Annotated in this window: 17 protein-coding genes; 10 read left to right on the top strand and 7 right to left on the bottom strand. The window is 69.9% G+C overall.

Annotated elements, in window-relative coordinates:
* Positions 1 to 52 precede the first annotated feature (52 nt).
* The 3 genes from FHR97_RS07005 to serA all read right to left on the bottom strand — a co-directional run bounded on the left by FHR97_RS07005 (position 53) and on the right by serA (position 3,883).
* Entirely contained in the window at positions 53 to 1,408 is a 1,356-nt protein-coding gene (locus FHR97_RS07005; RefSeq protein ID WP_183383057.1) for an 8-oxoguanine deaminase, read from the bottom strand.
* Between the two features lie 212 nt (positions 1,409 to 1,620).
* On the bottom strand, positions 1,621 to 2,511 hold the full coding sequence (locus FHR97_RS07000) for a DMT family transporter (RefSeq protein WP_183383056.1): 891 nt from the start codon (positions 2,509 to 2,511) through the stop codon (positions 1,621 to 1,623).
* A 121-nt stretch (positions 2,512 to 2,632) separates the two neighbouring features.
* Complete coding sequence (gene serA / locus FHR97_RS06995; RefSeq protein WP_183383055.1) at positions 2,633 to 3,883, bottom strand: phosphoglycerate dehydrogenase; 1,251 nt, start codon at positions 3,881 to 3,883, stop codon at positions 2,633 to 2,635.
* Positions 3,884 to 4,171: 288 nt separating this feature from the next.
* On the opposite strand from serA, the gene FHR97_RS06990 reads away from it, so the two are divergent.
* The 5 genes from FHR97_RS06990 to FHR97_RS06970 all read left to right on the top strand — a co-directional run bounded on the left by FHR97_RS06990 (position 4,172) and on the right by FHR97_RS06970 (position 9,881).
* Positions 4,172 to 4,456 carry an exodeoxyribonuclease VII small subunit gene (locus tag FHR97_RS06990; RefSeq protein ID WP_183383054.1) on the top strand — a complete coding sequence of 95 codons (285 nt, stop codon included), beginning with the start codon at positions 4,172 to 4,174 and terminating at the stop codon, positions 4,454 to 4,456.
* Between the two features lies 1 nt (position 4,457).
* Positions 4,458 to 5,330, top strand: coding sequence for a farnesyl diphosphate synthase (locus FHR97_RS06985; RefSeq protein WP_183383361.1), 873 nt, complete (start codon positions 4,458 to 4,460; stop codon positions 5,328 to 5,330).
* Between the two features lie 43 nt (positions 5,331 to 5,373).
* Entirely contained in the window at positions 5,374 to 7,281 is a 1,908-nt protein-coding gene (gene dxs / locus FHR97_RS06980) for a 1-deoxy-D-xylulose-5-phosphate synthase (RefSeq protein ID WP_183383053.1), read from the top strand.
* A gap of 25 nt (positions 7,282 to 7,306) precedes the next feature.
* Positions 7,307 to 8,068 (top strand): co-chaperone DjlA, encoded by a 762-nt coding sequence (gene djlA, locus FHR97_RS06975; protein WP_183383052.1) that lies wholly within the window; start codon positions 7,307 to 7,309, stop codon positions 8,066 to 8,068.
* A 259-nt stretch (positions 8,069 to 8,327) separates the two neighbouring features.
* A complete protein-coding gene (locus FHR97_RS06970; protein WP_183383051.1) occupies positions 8,328 to 9,881 on the top strand; it encodes a Na+/H+ antiporter NhaC family protein in 1,554 nt (517 codons plus the stop codon).
* Between the two features lie 97 nt (positions 9,882 to 9,978).
* Here FHR97_RS06970 and trhA read toward each other — a convergent pair whose 3' ends face one another.
* Entirely contained in the window at positions 9,979 to 10,653 is a 675-nt protein-coding gene (trhA, locus tag FHR97_RS06965) for a PAQR family membrane homeostasis protein TrhA (RefSeq protein WP_183383050.1), read from the bottom strand.
* A gap of 59 nt (positions 10,654 to 10,712) precedes the next feature.
* Positions 10,713 to 11,348, bottom strand: coding sequence for a GTP cyclohydrolase II (gene ribA / locus FHR97_RS06960; protein ID WP_183383049.1), 636 nt, complete (start codon positions 11,346 to 11,348; stop codon positions 10,713 to 10,715).
* A 140-nt stretch (positions 11,349 to 11,488) separates the two neighbouring features.
* Between ribA and hemE the strand changes: the two genes are divergently transcribed.
* The 3 genes from hemE (at position 11,489) to speE (ending at position 13,868) form a co-directional block, all read left to right on the top strand.
* Entirely contained in the window at positions 11,489 to 12,565 is a 1,077-nt protein-coding gene (hemE, locus tag FHR97_RS06955; protein WP_183383048.1) for a uroporphyrinogen decarboxylase, read from the top strand.
* Positions 12,558 to 12,938, top strand: coding sequence for a VanZ family protein (locus tag FHR97_RS06950; RefSeq protein ID WP_183383047.1), 381 nt, complete (start codon positions 12,558 to 12,560; stop codon positions 12,936 to 12,938). Before hemE ends, FHR97_RS06950 begins: the two co-directional genes overlap by 8 nt.
* A gap of 66 nt (positions 12,939 to 13,004) precedes the next feature.
* On the top strand, positions 13,005 to 13,868 hold the full coding sequence (gene speE, locus FHR97_RS06945) for a polyamine aminopropyltransferase (protein WP_183383046.1): 864 nt from the start codon (positions 13,005 to 13,007) through the stop codon (positions 13,866 to 13,868).
* A 65-nt stretch (positions 13,869 to 13,933) separates the two neighbouring features.
* Here the strand turns inward: speE and FHR97_RS06940 are convergent, their stop codons facing one another.
* Positions 13,934 to 14,416 (bottom strand): hypothetical protein, encoded by a 483-nt coding sequence (locus FHR97_RS06940; RefSeq protein ID WP_183383045.1) that lies wholly within the window; start codon positions 14,414 to 14,416, stop codon positions 13,934 to 13,936.
* 225 nt (positions 14,417 to 14,641) lie between these two features.
* On the opposite strand from FHR97_RS06940, the gene FHR97_RS06935 reads away from it, so the two are divergent.
* Positions 14,642 to 15,070 (top strand): host attachment protein, encoded by a 429-nt coding sequence (locus FHR97_RS06935; RefSeq protein WP_183383044.1) that lies wholly within the window; start codon positions 14,642 to 14,644, stop codon positions 15,068 to 15,070.
* A gap of 111 nt (positions 15,071 to 15,181) precedes the next feature.
* On the opposite strand, the gene FHR97_RS06930 is transcribed toward FHR97_RS06935, so the two are convergent.
* Positions 15,182 to 16,108 (bottom strand): LysR family transcriptional regulator, encoded by a 927-nt coding sequence (locus tag FHR97_RS06930; protein WP_183383043.1) that lies wholly within the window; start codon positions 16,106 to 16,108, stop codon positions 15,182 to 15,184.
* A 144-nt stretch (positions 16,109 to 16,252) separates the two neighbouring features.
* Here FHR97_RS06930 and FHR97_RS06925 point away from each other — a divergent pair, with 144 nt between their 5' ends.
* A complete protein-coding gene (locus FHR97_RS06925) occupies positions 16,253 to 17,029 on the top strand; it encodes a ferredoxin--NADP reductase (protein WP_183383042.1) in 777 nt (258 codons plus the stop codon).
* The last annotated feature ends 217 nt before the right edge of the window (positions 17,030 to 17,246 follow it).

The following is a 17,246-nucleotide window of genomic DNA, read 5'->3' as shown; positions in this document are numbered from 1 at the left end:
GGTGGTTTCTCCTGTTGTCGTTGTTGGAAACCTGGGGGATGGTCCTGCCGCCCTAGCGGGTGCGCCTCAGCGCCCGGGCGGCCTGGTCATGGCGGGCCAGCAGGGCGTCGAGGTCGACGCCCTCCGGCTGGCCCTCGGTCACCCGCCACTGTCCGGCGACCATGACCCGGTCGGCCCGGTGGGCGCCACACAGCAGCAGGGCGGCGATGGGGTTCTCGGCGCCGGAAAAGCGCGGCTCGTCGAGGCGGAACAGCGCCAGGTCGGCCTGCTGGCCGGCCGCCAGGCCGCCGATGTCGTCGCGGCCGAGGCACGCCGCGGAACCCCGGGTCGCCCAGCGGATCACGTCGTCATGGGTCACCCGGCTCGGCGCGTAGCGCAGTCGGCCGAGCAGCAGCGCCTGGCGCATCTCCTCGGCGAGGTTGGAGTGATCATTGGAGGCGGAGCCGTCCACGGCCAGGCCCACCGGGCAGCCAGCGGCCTCCAGCTCCAGGGTGCGGCACAGCCCCGAGCCCAGCACCATGTTCGACGACGGGCAGTGGGCGATGCCGGTGCCGGCGGCGCCGAGCCGGGCCACTTCCGCGTCGTCGAAGTGGATGCCGTGGGCCAGCCAGGTCCGCGCCGAGAGCCAGCCCACGGCCTCCAGGTAGTCCAGCGGGCGCATGCCGAACAGTCGCTGGCAGTAGGCCGTCTCGTCCTCGGTCTCGGCGAGGTGGGTGTGCAGGCGCACATCCTTCTCTTCGGCCAGGCGGGCGCTGTCCTGCATCAGCTCGCGGCTCACCGAGAACGGCGAGCAAGGCGCCAGGGCGATGGTGGTCATGGCGCCGTCGCCGCGCTGGTGATAGGCGTCGATCAGCCGCGCGCTCTCGTCGAGGATGGTGGCCTCGTCCTGGACCACCGACTGCGGCGGCAGGCCGCCGTCGTCGCGGCCCACGCTCATCGAGCCGCGGGTCAGGGCGGCGCGCACGCCGAGTCGCCGGGCGGTCTCCACCTGGACGTCGATGGCGTGCGCGAGCGCCCCGGAGAACACGTAGTGGTGGTCGGCCACGGTGGTGCAGCCCGACATCAGCAGTTCGACCATGGCCAGCTCGCTGGCCACCGCCAGCTGTTCCTCGTCGAGGTTCGCCCAGACCTCGTAGAGCGTCGTCAGCCAGGGGAAGAGTGCCTTGTTCAGCGCCGGTGAATAGGCTCGAGTCAGCGTCTGGTAGAAATGGTGGTGAGTGTTCACCAGGCCCGGCAGCAGCACGTGCCGGGAGGCGTCGAAGGTGGCGTCGACCGGGGTGGCGGGCGTGGCGCCCGCGGGGACCGCCTCGACGATGCGGTCGTCCCGGACCACCACGCCGCCGGCGGCGCGGGCATCGCTGCAGGCGCAGGGGTGTCGGATCCATAGGGTCTGTTGCTGCGGGGTCATGCCGTCCTCCCGGGTGTCCGCGCGTGGCGGCCCCTGCCATGGGCAAAGGGTTACCCAAGTCTCGCGTCGGACCAGAGCCTTGGTTCAGGTGCCTTCGACGTTGTGTGTACGTGCCGTGTCATCCAATAATCAATATGGATTGTGTACAAAGTGAGAGGGTTTTGCGCCCCTGTCAAGCGCGGCCGTGTCGAGCCGCCTCGTCGGCCTGCCGCTCAGCCCGCCGAGGCGGCCTTGAGGCGAGTCAGCCGATCGCCGAACAGGTAGGCGCCGAGGGCCACCAGGATCAGGGCGGCACCGAGCAGCATCGAGGCCGAGGGCCGTTCCTGGTTCAGCGCCATGCCCAGCCCCAGCGCCAGGATCGGGGTGATCAGGGTCACCAGGGCCACGGTGGCGGCGTGCAGTCGCGAGAGGATCAGGTAGTAGCAGAGGAAGCCGAGCAGCGAGCCGAACACCGCCAGGTAGAGCACCGCCCCGCGGCCCCGCTCGCTGAGCGGGATATGCAGCGGCTCGCCGCTGGTCAGCCACAGGGCGAGGAAGCAGGGCAGGCTCAGCGCCAGGGCACCGACGGTCTGCTCCAGCGGGCCGAGGCCGGCCGCCACGCGCTGCACGGCGATGCCACTGCCGCTGAACAGGGTCACCGCGGCGAGCATCATGGCCAGGGCGCCGAGCTGGCCACCCCCCACCTCGAGGCCGTCGAGGAACACCACGCCCAGCCCCACCACGCCCAGGACGCAGCCGAACCAGTGCCAGCGGCGCAGCTGCCGGGCGCCGGGCAGCGTCTGGAGGATCAGCCCCGAGATCAAGGGCGCCATGCCGAACATCACCGAGAGCAGCCCCGAGGGCAGCTGCTGGGAAGCGTGGTAGCTCAGCGCCATGGCCCCGAACACCCCGGGCACCGCGGCGGCGTAGCTCGCCAGCGCCCGGCGGTCGCGGCGCAGGCCGCGCCTGAGCACGGCCAGGATCAGCGTCCCGACGATCAGGGCGATCAGCATGCGCAGCATCACGCTGCCGATGGGCGCTCCGGCCTCGGCGCTCCACTTGATGCCCAGCGGCGTGGTGGCCCACACCAGCACCACGATGAGATACGCCGGTCCGGTCGGCATGGCAGGATCCTTGAGCAAATGAATCGAAGGCGGGAAAAACGTCGCCGACGAATCATTATCACCAAAAAAACCGCCGCGTCGATGACGCGGCGGCAGCGGGTCCCACGGTCGAGGGCGTGGTTCAGCCCTCGAAGCTGGTCTCGGAGTAGAGCACCCGCACCCGCTTGGTATGGGCGACCCGGCTCAGCGCCTCCAGGGCCTTGGGGCCGTAGTCCTTGTCGACGTCGATGACCACGTAGCCGATGCGCTCGTTGGTCTGCAGGTACTGGCCGAGGATGTTGATGTCGTTCTCGGAGAGCACCCGGTTGATCTCGGACAGCACGCCCGGGACGTTGTCGTGGATGTGCAGCAGGCGGTGCTTGCCGGGGTGGGCCGGCAGGGCCACCTCGGGGAAGTTCACCGAGGTGACGGTGGTGCCGTTGTCGGAGTAGGTCACCAGCTTCTCGGAGACCTCGATGCCGATGTTCTCCTGGGCCTCGAGGGTGGAGCCGCCGATGTGCGGCGTGAGGATGACGTTGGCCTGACCGCGCAGGGGGCTGACGAACTCCTCGTTGTTGCCCTTGGGCTCCACCGGGAAGACGTCGACCGCGGCGCCGTTGAGGCGGCCGGCCTCGAGGGCCTCGGCCAGGGCCTCGATGACCACCACGCTGCCCCGGGAGGCGTTGATCAGGATGGCGCCCGGCTTCATCAGGGCGATCTGCTCCTCGCCGATCATCCAGCGGGTGGAGGGCAGGTCCGGCACGTGCAGGCTGACCACGTCGGCGCGGGCCAGCAGCTCCTCGAGGCTGGCCACCTGGCGGGCGTTGCCCATGCCCAGCTTGGCGACCACGTCGTAGAAGATGACGTCGAAGCCGAGGGATTCGGCCAGCACCGAGAGCTGGGCGCCGATGTTGCCGTAGCCGATGATGCCCAGGGACTTGCCGCGCGCCTCGTGGGCGTTCTTCGCCGATTTCAGCCAGCCGCCCTGGTGGGCGCTGGCGCTCTTCTCGGGGATGCCGCGCAGCAGCATGATGGACTCGGCCAGCACCAGCTCGGCCACCGAGCGGGTGTTGGAGTAGGGGGCGTTGAAGACCGGGATGCCGCGGGCCAGCGCGGCGTCGAGGTCGACCTGGTTGGTCCCGATGCAGAAGCAGCCCACGGCCACGAGCTTCTCGGCGGCCGCGAAGACACGCTCGTTGAGCTGGGTGCGCGAGCGGATGCCGATGAAGTGGACGTCGCGGATCTTGTCGATCAGCGTGGCCTCGTCCAGCGAGGTCGGCAGGTGCTCGATGTTGGTGTACCCGGCGTTGAGGAAATTGTCCACCGCGCTCTGGTGGACGCCCTCGAGCAGCAGGATCTTGATCTTGCTCTTGTCCAGGGACGTTTTGGCCATGGTCGAATCAACCCCTTCTTCGGTGCGCGCCGCTATCGGTTCAGGAAGGTGAGCCCGCAAGCCCGGGAACGTCAGGGTTCTCCGGCAAGGTGTCAGGCTCGAAACAAGGGCCGGTATGTTACCACAGCCCGGGGTGGCCAAGATGAAAATGCTGCGCTGCGGGCATGAGCCCTCTGCATGGCAGGGCCCGGCGGATGCCGCCCCGGCCGTGGCGATGGGGCAGACGACCCCCCCCGGGGAGCGTGTATACTGTCGCCCTCATGGTGGGAGCGAGCGACGAGGGGAGCCATGGCGGGACAGGACAGGCAGCACCAGGGCGACGCCGGCGAGGCGCCGGCGGACTTCGCCGCGACCGTCGAGCGACTCGAGACGCTGGTCGAGCGGCTGGAATCCGGCGAGTTGTCGCTGGAGGGCTCCCTCGAGGCCTTCGAGCAGGGCGTGCGCCTGACCCGCGATGCCCAGCGGCGTCTCGACGAGGCCGAGCTCAAGGTGCGGACCCTGACCGAGGGCGAGGGCGGCGGCGTCGACCTCGAGCCCTTCGCGCCGCCGGCGGAGGACGACGGTGAACGCTGATATGCTGGCGGCCCGACTGGCCGCGGACCGGGCCCGGGTGGATGCCTGCCTGGAGGCCCTCTTCGAGACCCGGCAGGCCCCGGCGCCACGCCTCGAGGCGGCGATGCGCCACGGCGTGCTGGTCGGTGGCAAGCGCCTGCGCCCGGTCCTGGTGTATGCCGCCGGGCGCGCCCTGGGGGCCGCCGACGAGGCCCTGGATGCCCCGGCGGCGGCCCTCGAGCTGATCCATGCCTACTCGCTGGTCCACGACGACCTGCCGGCCATGGACGATGATGACCTGCGTCGCGGTCAGCCCACGGTGCACCGCGCCTATGACGAGGCCACCGCCATCCTGGCCGGCGACGCCCTCCAGGCCCTGGCCTTCGAGGTCCTGGCGGGCACCGCCCACCCCCGGCTGCCGGCGATGGTCGCTGCCCTGGCCCGGGCGGCCGGCCGCGATGGCATGGTCGCCGGCCAGGTGCTGGACCTGGCCGCGGTGGGCGGCCACCCCGACGTGGCGGCGCTGGCCACCATGCATGGCCACAAGACCGGTGCCTTGATCCGCGCCGCGGTGCGCCTGGGGGGGCTGGTCGCGGTGGCCGAGGACGACCCGCGCCTGGCGGCCCTGGAAGGCTATGCCGCCGCCATCGGCCTGGCCTTCCAGGTGCATGACGACGTGCTCGACGTGACCGGCGACACCGCGACGCTGGGCAAGGCCTCCGGGGCCGATGCCGCCCGTGACAAGCCGACCTACCCCACCCTGCTGGGGCTCGAGGGCGCCCGGGCCAAGGCCCGCGAGCTGGTCGAGGAGGGCGTGGCGGCGCTCGCGCCGCTGGGCGCGTCCGCCGCGCCCCTGGCCGAACTGGCCCGATACATGATCGAGCGTGACCACTGAGGAAGCCCGCATCGCCGCGGCTTCCCTGACAGACAGAGCCCACATGAAGCTGTTCGATGACATTCCGGTCGAGCGTCCGGCGACGCCGCTGCTCGACACCCTGGAGACGCCGGCCGCCCTGCGCGCCATGGACGATGCCCAGCTCGCCCAGGTGGCCGATGAACTGCGCGCCTACCTGCTCTACAGCGTGGGCGTCTCGGGCGGGCACTTCGGTGCCGGCCTCGGCGTCGTGGAGCTCACGGTGGCCTTGCACCATGCCATGGAGACCCCCCGCGACCGCCTGGTGTGGGACGTCGGCCACCAGGCCTATCCCCACAAGATCCTCACCGGGCGTCGCGAGGGGATGACGCGGATCCGCCAGTACGGCGGCCTGGCGGCCTTCCCGCGGCGCGCCGAGTCGCCGTACGACACCTTCGGCGTCGGCCACTCCAGTACCTCCATCTCGGCGGCCCTGGGCATGGCCCTGGCCGCCCGCACCCAGGGCGAGCCGCGGCGGGTCTGTGCGGTGATCGGCGACGGTGCCCTGACCGCCGGCATGGCCTTCGAGGCCCTGGCCCATGCCGGCCATGTCGATGCCAACCTGCTGGTGGTGCTCAACGACAACGAGATGTCGATCTCCGAGAACGTCGGCGGCATCGCCAGCTACCTGGCGCGGATCCTCGCCAGCAAGCCCTACACCAGCATGCGCGAGGGTGGCAAGAAGGTGCTCTCGCACCTGCCCGGCGCCCTGGAGCTGGCCCGGCGCACCGAGGAGCACATGAAGGGCATGGTCAGCCCGGCCACCCTGTTCGAGGAGATGGGCTTCAACTACATCGGGCCCATCGACGGCCATGACCTGCCGGCCCTGGTCCACACCCTGCGCAACATGTGCGACATGGAAGGCCCGCAGTTCCTCCACGTGAAGACCCGCAAGGGGCGCGGCTTCCTGCCCGCCGAGGCCGACCCGATCGGCTACCATGCGATCACCAAGCTGGAGAAGAACGACGAGCCGCCGCTGGCCCCGGCGCCTGTCGCCAAGAAGAAAAAGAAGTACTGCAACGTCTTCGGCGACTGGCTGTGCGACATGGCGGCGGCCGACGAGCGGTTGATCGGCATCACCCCGGCGATGCGCGAGGGCTCGGACCTGATCCGCTTCTCCCAGGAGTACCCTGGACGCTACTACGACGTGGCCATCGCCGAGCAGCACGCGGTGACGCTGGCCGCCGGCATGGCCTGCGAGGCCATGAAGCCGGTGGTGGCCATCTATTCGACCTTCCTGCAGCGCGGCTACGACCAGCTGATCCACGACGTGGCCGTGCAGGAACTCGACGTGACCTTCGCCATCGACCGCGCCGGCCTGGTCGGCGAGGACGGCCCCACCCACCACGGCGCCCTCGACCTGTCCTTCCTGCGCTGCGTGCCCGGCCTGGTGGTGCTGGCGCCGGCCGACGAGGCCGAGTGCCGGGCCATGCTCAGTGCCGCCTACCACCATCCCGGCCCCGCGGCGGTGCGCTATCCGCGCGGCACCGGTCCCGGGGTGGCGATCCCCGACCACCTCGAGCCCCTGGCGATCGGCCGGGCCGAGACGCGTCGGCGGGCCGGCGGCGACGGCGCCCGGGTGGCGCTGCTGGCCTTCGGCAGCCTCAACGGCCCGGCGGCGGCGGTGGCCGAGGCCCTGGATGCCACGCACCTCAACATGCGCTCGATCAAGCCCCTGGATCGCGAGGCGCTCCTGGCGGCCGCCGATGAGCATGACCTGCTGGTGACCCTGGAGGAGAACGTGGTCGCCGGTGGGGCCGGCAGCGGGGTCAACGAGCTGCTGGCGGCCGAGGGGCGGCGGGTGAGCGTGCTCAACCTGGGCCTGCCCGATGCCTTCGTCGAGCACGGCAAGCCGGCGGAGCTGCTGGCCGAATGCGGCCTCGACGCCGACGGCATCGAGGCCGCCATCCGGGCGCGCCTGGCGGCCGCCTGAGATTCACGCGATACGGAGAGACGCCATGTTGATGGCCATGCTGATCGGCGCGGTACTCGGCTTCCTGATCGGCGGTCCCCTGGGGCTGCTGATCGGTGGCGGCCTCGGCTACTGGCTGGTGAGGCGGCTGCGCAAGAGCCTGGTGGGCCGGCTGGCCGGGGCCCAGGCGCAGTTCCTCGAGTCGACCTTCGCGGTCATGGGCTGCATGTGCAAGGCCGATGGCCGGGTCACCGAGGCCGAGCTCGAGGCCTCCCGGCAGCTGTGGGATCGCCTGCGGCTCAGCGAGGCGCAGCGGGCCCAGGCTCGGGCGGCCTTCACCCGCGGCAAGGCCCCCGACTTCGACCTGGAGGCGGAGCTGGCCAAGGTCCGCCGGGTGGTGGGCCGCCAGCGCGCGCTGTTGCAGGTGTTCCTGCAGGTCCAGCTCGCGGCGATCGCCGCCGATGGCCGGCTGCATCCCGCCGAGCATGACATGCTGCTGCGCGTGGCGCGGGGCCTGGGCTGCTCCGAGGCCGAGATCGCCCAGATCGAGGCCATGCTGCGCGGCGGCCCCGAGGCGGCGGGCGAGCAGGGCCTCTCCCTGGAGGATGCCTACCGGGTGCTGGGGGTTGGGGCCGAGGCCAGCGATGCCGAGGTCAAGAAGGCCTATCGTCGCCTGATGAGCGAGAACCACCCCGACAAGCTCGCCGCCAAGGGGTTGCCCGAGAGCATGCGCGAGATGGCCAAGGAGCGCACCAGCGAGATCGGCAGTGCCTATGAGCGCATCCGCAAGGCCCGGACCACCGCCTGAGCCGGCGCCGAGCGCCGGCCTGGGCCTGCCCGGCCCCTGACGCCCCGCGCGTCGCCCTCCCTCCCGCCGCGGTCGGCGAGACTTTCGTCTCGTCGGCCGCGGCTTTTCGCGATGGGACATCGCGGTTGCCGGATCGCCCCGGGCGGCCTAGGATGCGCGGCTGCCGCCGCCGCCGGCGGACGCCACTCCCGATGGCGGCCGGCCCCGGCCTGACGGGCCCGCGCACGGTGGTCCACAAGAATTCCCTGGAGATCCCCTGATGACTTTCGGTCTGTTTTCCCTGCTGCCGCCGGTGCTGGCCATCGTGCTGGCACTGGTCACGCGCAACGTGATACCGGCGCTGTTCTGCGGCGTCTGGCTGGGTGCCACCATGCTGGCGGGCGGCAACCCGGCCGCCGGCCTCTACGACAGCTTCGGCGACTTCATCATCCCCAGCGTCGGCGACGAGTGGAGCGTCACCGTACTGATCTACTGCGGCCTGTTCGGGGTGCTGATCGGCGTGCTGCAGCGGACCGGCGGCGCCCAGGCCATCGCCCGCGCCATCTCGGCGCGAGTGGCCTCGCGGCGGGGCGCCCAGGGCGCGACCCTCGGGCTCGGCGTGCTGATCTTCTTCGAGGACTACTTCAATGCCCTGACCGTGGGCAGCGTGATGCGGCCGATCACCGACCGCATGGGCGTATCCCGGGAGAAGCTGGCCTATATCGTCGATTCCACCTCGGCGCCGATGTGCCTGCTGGGGCCGGTCTCGACCTGGGTGGTCTTCGTGATGGGCCTGATCGGCACCCAGCTCGCCGCGATGGACGCCAGCGGTTCCGAGTACCTCATCTACCTGGCCTCGATCCCCCTCAACTTCTATGCCTGGCTGGCGCTGGGGCTGATCGTCTACATCGTCGTCACCCAATGGGACTTCGGCCCCATGGTCCGGGCCGAGGAGCGCGCCCGTTCCACTGGAGCGGTGATGGCCGAGGGCGCCACCCCGCCCTCGGGCCATGAGGTCGAGGAGATGGCCACGGTGCCCGAGCACCAGGCGCGCAAGCGCAACATGCTGGTGCCCATCGCCGTGCTGGTGGGGATGATCCCGCCGTTGTTCCTGTGGACCGGCGGCTTCCCCGAGAACGACCTGGTCACCGCGGTGGGCGAGGCCGATGGCGGCCAGTCGATCCTGATCGCGACCTTCGTGGCCGTGGCCGTGGGCCTCGCCATGGGCATGGCCCAGAGACTGTTCGACTTCCGCGAGGCCATGGACATCGTGGTCGACGGCATCAAGAGCATGACCCTGGTCTACATCATCCTCACCCTGGCCTGGTCCATCGGCAGCGTGACCGCCGAGCTCGGCACCGCCGACTACCTGGTCACCCTCGCCGAGGCCAGCATCGCGCCGAGCCTGGTGCCGGTGCTGCTGTTCCTGATCGGGGCCCTCGTGGCCTTCACCACTGGCACCTCCTATGGGACCTTCGCCATCATGATCCCCATCGCCATGCCGGTGGCCATGGCCATGGAGCTGTCGCTGTCGCTGGCCATCGCCGCGGTGCTGAGCGGCGGCATCTTCGGCGACCACTGCTCGCCGATCTCGGATACCACCATCCTGTCGTCGGCGGGGGCGTCCTGTGACCATATCGACCACGTGCGCACCCAACTGCCCTATGCGATCACCGCCGGCGTGGCGGGCATCCTGGCCTTCTTCGTCGCCGGGCTGTCGGGCAGTGCCCTGGTCGGCGGGGGCGCCGGTGTCATCGCCCTGGTGGCCGCGGCGCTGGCCCTGCGCCTGCTGGGCAACGCCGCGTCCCGCAGGCGGGAGGCGCTGGCCGACTGACTCGCCTCCTCCGCAGCCTGATCCACCAAGCCCCCGACCTCGTCGGGGGCTTGTGCATGGTGCCGGGCTCGCTGGTGCGATCGGCCCGGCCGGAGCCTCAGGGAGAGTAGGGCAGCACGTCGGTGACCACGGCGAAGAAGTGGCAGGTGCTGCCACCCAGCACGCAGAAGTGCCAGATGGTGTGGTTGAAGGGGATCGCCCGCACCGCGAAGAACACGATGCCCAGTGAATAGGCTGCCCCGCCGGCGATCAGCAGGCCGAGGCCGGTGAGGGAGAGGACGTCGTCGAGCTCGCCGGCGGCGACCAGGATCAGCCAGCCCATCAGCAGGTAGACGGCCATGTGCAGGCCGCCGAGCACGAAGGGGCGCCACAGCTTGAGGGCGATCCCGGCCACGGCCAGGGTCCAGATCACGGCCAGCAGGGGCTCGCCCAGGGAGTCCTGAAGGTTGACCATCAGGAAGGGCGTGTAGGTGCCGGCGATCAGGGTGTAGATGGCGCAGTGGTCCAGCACCCGGAAGGCTCGCTTGAGGCGGGGGTGGCGCGTGCCGTGATAGAGGGTCGAGGCGGTGTAGAGCAGCACCAGGGTAGTGCCGTAGAGCGAGACGGCGGCGACCTTGTGGGGCGTGGCCGCCATGCCGCGACTGCTCAGGGCGATCAGCGCCACCATCCCCGCGACGCTCAGGATCGCCCCCAGGCCATGGCTGGCGCTGTGCAGCAGTTCCTCGAGGAGCGAGTAGTCGGGGTCGCCGGGGTGCTCGGGTGGCCGATGCATGACGGGTCCTCCCTTTGTGCTTCGACGTCGGCGTCGAGGGGGAGGTTCCCGTCAGGAGCTCAGGGCTTGCGTTCGATGTCCACGTCGCTGGCCTGGGTGAAATCGCCCAGCGCCATCATGTGGCCGAGCTTGCCGGCCTTGGTGGACAGGTAGTGCTCGTTGTGGGGGTTGAGGCCGGTGGTCAGGGCCACCCGCTCGCTGACGCCGACGCCGGCCCGGGTCAGGGCCGCGACCTTGCGCGGGTTGTTGGTCATCAGCTTGAGCGAGCCGATGCCCAGGGTCTCGAGCATCGGCACGCAGAGGTCGTAGCGGCGCAGGTCGGCGGCGAAGCCGAGCTGTTCGTTGGCCTCGACGGTGTCGGCGCCCTGGTCCTGGAGGTGGTAGGCGCGGATCTTGTTGAGCAGCCCGATGCCCCGGCCCTCCTGGCGCAGGTAGAGCAGCACCCCGCGGCCCTCCTCGGCGATGCGCTTGAGGGCCTCCTGGAGCTGGTAGCCGCAGTCGCAGCGCATCGAGAAGAGGGCGTCGCCGGTCAGGCACTCGGAGTGCACTCGCCCCAGCACCGGCTCGCCATCGCCGACTTCGCCCAGGGTCAGGGCGATATGGTCCTTGCCGGTGGCCTCGTCCTCGAAGCCGTGCATGGTGAAGGTGGCCCAGGGGGTGGGCAGCCGGGAGGCGGCGATGTAGCGAATCGTCACGATGTACCTCGATGGAAGACCGGGCGTGGCCGTCGGATTCCGCTCATTCTATCAGGAAGCCGGGGCGGGCTCACGACCACAGTCCCTACCGCCGTGATGGGTTACAATGACGCCGACATTTTCCGTGGACGAGCGCCCGCATGGAACTCAAGAACGATCGCCTTCTGCGCGCCCTGGCGCGTCAACCCGTGGACCGCACGCCGGTGTGGATGATGCGACAGGCCGGCCGCTACCTGCCGGAGTACCGCGAGGTGCGTGCCCAGGCCGGCAGCTTCATGGACCTGTGCCGCAACCGAGACCTGGCCTGCGAGGTCACCCTGCAGCCGCTGGAGCGCTATCCGCTGGATGCCGCCATCCTCTTCTCGGATATCCTCACCATTCCCGACGCCATGGGGCTGGGGCTGTATTTCGAGACCGGCGAGGGGCCGAAATTCCGCAAGCCGGTGCGCACCCCGGAGGCGGTCGCGGCGCTGGCCGTGCCCGATGCCGAGCGCGACCTCGACTACGTGATGAATGCCGTCTCGACCATCCGCGGCGAGCTGAACGGCCGGGTGCCGCTGATCGGCTTCTCCGGCAGCCCCTGGACGCTGGCCACCTACATGGTCGAGGGCGCCTCGAGCAAGGACTTCCGCCACGTCAAGGCCATGCTCTACGACACCCCGGACACCATGCACCAGTTGCTCGATACCCTGGCCCAGGCGGTGACCGACTACCTCAACGCCCAGATCCGCGCCGGCGCCCAGGCGGTGCAGATCTTCGACACCTGGGGCGGGGCACTGTCCACGCCGGCCTATCTGGAGTTCTCGCTGCGCTACATGGAGCAGATCGTCGCCGGCCTGATCCGCGAGCACGAGGGCCGCAAGGTGCCGGTGATCCTGTTCACCAAGAACGGCGGCCAGTGGCTCGAGGACCTGGCCGCGACCGGCGCCGACGGCCTGGGGCTGGACTGGAGCACCGAGCTCTCCGGGGCCCGGGCCCGGGTCGGCCACCGCGTCGCCCTGCAGGGCAACCTCGACCCCAACGTGCTGTTCGCACGGCCCTCGGCGATTCGCGCCGAGGTGGCCCGCATCCTCGACAGCTACGGCGAGGGGCCCGGGCATGTCTTCAACCTCGGCCACGGCATCAGCCAGTTCACCGACCCGGACCGGGTCACGGCCTTCGTGGAGGCCCTGCACGAGCTGAGTCCGGCCTACCACCGCGGTATCGCCCATGCCTGAGCCGGGCTGGCTCAAGCGCTGGCACGACCGGCGCCGCCTGTGGGCCTGCCTGGCGGTGGCGGCGGCCCTGGTCGTCGCCTGGGGCAGCCTGACGCCCGCCAGCGAGCTGCCCGAGGTCCTGCCCTGGGACAAGGCCAGCCACTTCCTCGGCTATGCCGGGCTCGCCGGCCTCACGGGGCTCGCCGGGCTGCGCCTGCCGCTGGCCTTCCTCGCCGCCGTCCTCTTCGGCGTGGCCATCGAGCTGGCCCAGATCCCCGTGGCGGGGCGCTTCGGTGGCGATGTCACGGACATCCTGGCCAACGGCCTGGGGGCGGCGGTCGCCGTGCTGGCGCTCGCCGGAGTGCGTCGGGGCTTTCTTCCCGAGCGTTCTTAGGCTACCTTGCCGGCCGCCGCTCCCGTGGCGGCCACGGCACTCCATACGTCACCTTGAGGGTCCCCGATGAGCACGTCTCTCGATTCCGGCTGGTTCACCGAAGTCTTCGACAGCCATGGCAGCGCCTTCTCGCTGAAGGTCACCGAGACGCTGCACGAGGTGCAGAGTCCCTATCAGCACCTCGCGGTCTATGCCACCGAGACGTTCGGCAACCTGATGGTGCTGGATGGCTGCGTGATGCTGACCGACCGCGACAACTTCCTCTACCACGAGATGATCGCGCATCCGGCGCTGTTCACCCACGCGGACCCGAAGCGCGTGGTGATCATCGGGGGCGGTGACTGCGGCACCCTGCGCGAGGTGCTGCGTCATCCCGGTGTCGACAGGGTCACCCAGATCGACATCGACGAGGAAGTGACCCGGGCCGCCGAGCGCTTCTTCCCGTCGCTCACCGCGTCCAACGACGATCCCCGCGCGGAACTGCTGTTCGCCGACGGCGTGAAGTGGATCGAGGAGGCGGCCGACGACAGCGTCGATGTGCTGATCATCGACTCCACCGACCCGGTGGGGCCGGCCGAGGGGCTGTTCAAGACCGACTTCCTGCGCCGCTGCCATCGCGTGCTGCGTGCCGGCGGCGTGCTGGTACAGCAGAGCGAGTCGCCGCTCTATCACAGCGGCTCGATCATCCGCGAGCTGCGCCGCGACATGGGCGAGGCCGGCTTCGACAGCGTGGCCACGCTACCCTTTCCCCAGCCGGTCTATCCCTCGGGCTGGTGGAGCGTGACCCTGGCCGGCAAGGGCGCCGACGTCACGAGCTTCCGGGAGGCCGCCGTGGTGGCCACCGAGATGCCCCTCGAGTACTACACCGCCGCGGCCCATCGCGGGGCCCTGGCGCTGCCGCCCTTCATGCGCCGACTGCTCGAGGACTGAGCGAGCCCGCGGGCAGGACGAGAACGACGAACCCCGGCCTTGGCCGGGGTTCGTCGTCCCGGGGCTCACAGTCGCGGTTCGCGTTCCGGCGCCGGCTCCGCCTGGCCACCGGCCAGGTCGAGGGTCGGCTCGTCCTGGGGACGCGGCGCCGTGCGGCTCACCCGGGCGCTGCCGAGCACGGTGTCCTCGGTCGCCATCGGCTTCGCCGCCGAGGTCCAGGCCTGCTCGGCGGCGTGGACCGCGGGGCGGCGCTCGAAGGAGCGGGTGACCACGGCGGCGGGGGCGAAGCCGGCGCGCTGGCCGGCCAGGTGGTACGGCAGCAGCCACAGTTCGGCGAGCAGGCGCAGCCCGACGATGGCCAGCAGCAGCGCACTGCCGCCCAGGGCGAGACGGGGGGCGGCGTCCTGCCAGCCGGTATCGGCGAGCCAGGGGGTCTGGGCGGCCAGCCACAGCCCGCCGGCCATCAGCAGGCCGATCTGGAGGGCGGCGTGGCAGAACAGCAGGGTGCGTCGCGGCAGGGGGTGTCGAGGAAACAGGAAAGACCGCATGGGGAATCCTCCGGGGCGGCGGGATGGGCGTGCCGGGCGATGGCACCGGCGATCCGGGCCGGTGGGCGGGCATCCTACCCCAGTCGACGGCCCGGCGGCAGTGTCCGCGGACGCCGACGCCGGGTGTCGCTCGACGCCGCCAGTTGACGCTCCGGGGGTGCCTTGCCAATGTTGAGAAGGCAGGCGGAGAGTCCTTCGCGTGCCTTCCAGCATCAAGGAGCGACTATGACGACCTATATCGTGGTGGCCGATGCAGCCAGGGCCCGGGTCTTCACCCGGGATGCACTGAAGCTTGAAGAGAAGGATAGCCTGGTGCATGCCGAAGGGCGGCTGCACGAGGGCGATCTGGTGACCGACCGCAGTGGGGATGTCCACGAGTCGACATCCACGACGGCGCGCTCCGCCGGCGGCGAGAGCGTGGCGACCCAGCATCACGAGACGATCTTCGCCCGGGAAGTCGCCGATCGCCTCTATCGCGCCCGGGTCGAGAACACCCTGGATAAGCTGATCCTGGTCGCCCCCCCGCGCTTTCTCGGCCAGCTGCGTGACAAGCTCGACCCCCCCACCGCCAAGCGGGTGATCCACACCCTGTCCAAGGATCTCACCAAGGCCAGCCTGGCCGATATCCAGGAGGCGGTGAGCGACCTGCGCTGAACCGCCCTCCCTTCCCGCCACGGGGCCGCCCGGCCCCGCGACGGGATTGCCCGCCCGGGGGCCGATGCCCTCGCGGTGGCGCGGGGCCCCGGCTCGGCCCGTCCGGCAGGCTCAGGAGTAGGGGGGCAGGTCGATCTGGTCGCTGCGGCGGATGCCCTCGGTCATCTGCCGGCAGAGCTTGAGAAACTCGCGCATGCCGGGCGCCAGGTACTTGTGACGGTGCCAGATGAAGGCGAACTGTCGGCTCAGGTCCAGATCGGGGGTCGGAATCGGTACCAGGCTGCCGCGGCGGAAGGCATCGCGCAGGGCCAGCTTGGAGACGCAGCCGATGCCCAGCCCCGACTCCACGGCGCGCTTGATGCCCTCGGTGTGTTCCAGCTCGAGCAGGGTGTTGAAGCGGCCGCGCCGGTGGCGTGCGGCCTGCTCCAGGGTCAGGCGGGTGCCGGAGCCCTGCTCGCGCATGATCCAGGCCTCGCGCAGCAGCCGGTCGAGCTCCACCGGTCCCTGGTCGGCCAGGGGGTGGCGGGGCGAGCAGAACACCGCCAGCTCGTCCTCGACCCAGGGCTGGGTGATGACGTCGTCGTCCTCGCACTGCCCCTCGATCAGGCCCAGGTCCAGCTCGTGGTGGCGGACCCCCTCGATGATGGTGCGGGTGTTGCGCACCTGGAGGCGGATACGGCTGCCCGGGTGATGCTGCATGAAGTCGCTGATCAGCAGGGTGGCCAGGTAGTTGCCGATGGTCAGGGTGGCGCCCACGTCGAGGGTGCCGATGCCCTGCTGGCCACGCAGCAGCTCCTCCACCTCCTCGGCGCGGTCGAGCAGGGCCACGGCCTTGGGCAGCAGCTGGAAGCCCAGTGCATTGAGCTTGAGGCGCTTGCCGATGCGGTCGAGCAGGCGGCAGTCGAACTGGCGCTCGAGCTCCGCCAGGGCGGTGCTGGCCGCGGACTGGGACAGTGCCAGGGCGCGGGCGGCATGGGAGACGCTCTCGTGCTGGGCCACGGCCACGAACACCTCGAGCTGGCGCAGGGTATAGCGCATCCGGCGATCTCCACGGGGGTATATCGGCAGTATAGATAAGCTTTATCCATACAACCCATTTAACAGATATTGTCGCGTCTCTTAGAATCCCCTGCAAAGACACATCGACGCATTTATGCGTTTCTGGAATATATGGGAGCCGGCATGAGCAAATTCGCCCTGGAAGAAGTCCTCAGCGTCCATCACTGGAACGACACCCTGTTCAGCTTCAAGACCACCCGGGAGCGCAGCCTGCGCTTCAAGAACGGCCAGTTCGTGATGATCGGCCTGGAGGTGGATGGCAAGCCGCTGATGCGGGCCTATTCCATCGCCAGCCCCAACTACGAGGATCACCTGGAGTTCTTCAGCATCAAGGTGCCCGACGGCCCCCTGACCTCGCGCCTCCAGCACCTCAAGGTCGGCGACCAGATCATGGTCAGCCGCAAGCCCACCGGCACCCTGGTCACCGATGACCTGCTGCCGGGGCGCAACCTCTACCTGCTCTCCACCGGCACCGGGCTGGCCCCGTTCATGAGCCTGATCCAGGATCCGGAGGCCTACGAGCGTTTCGAGAAGATCGTGGTGGTGCACGGCGTGCGTAACGTGAGCGAGCTGGCCTATGCCGACTTCATCACCCAGGAACTGCCGGCCCATGAGTACCTGGGCGAGGAGATCAGCGAGAAGCTGGTCTACTACCCCACGGTGACCCGGGAGGAGTTCCACACCACGGGGCGCCTGACCGACCATATCCGCAGCGGCAAGCTCGCCGAGGACACCGGCCTGCCGGCGCTGGACCCCAAGCAGGATCGCGCCATGATCTGCGGCAGCCCGGCGATGCTCGACGACACCAGCGACTTGCTCGACGAGCTCGGCTTCAACATCTCGCCGCGCATGGGCGAGCCCGGCGATTACGTGATCGAGCGCGCCTTCGTCGAAAAATAAGCGAGCCGGCTTCGCCGGGAGCGATAAGCCGTCAGCTTGAAGCGGGAAGAACAACCCTCCGAGGCATCACCTCGGAGGGTTTGACGTTTCAAGGGAGGAGCTCGGCATACTACTTCGAGCTTCGAGCTTCGAGCTTCGAGCTTCGAGCTTCGAGCTTCGAGCTTCGAGCTTCGAGCTTCGAGCTTCGAGCTTCGAGCTTCGAGCTTCGAGCTTCGAG

Origin of the sequence: Halomonas stenophila, from assembly GCF_014192275.1 — a bacterium.
GTDB classification, from domain to species: Bacteria; Pseudomonadota; Gammaproteobacteria; order Pseudomonadales; family Halomonadaceae; genus Halomonas; species Halomonas stenophila.
Note: the sequence above shows the minus strand (reverse complement) of the source record. Positions and strands in the feature narration are given on the sequence as shown.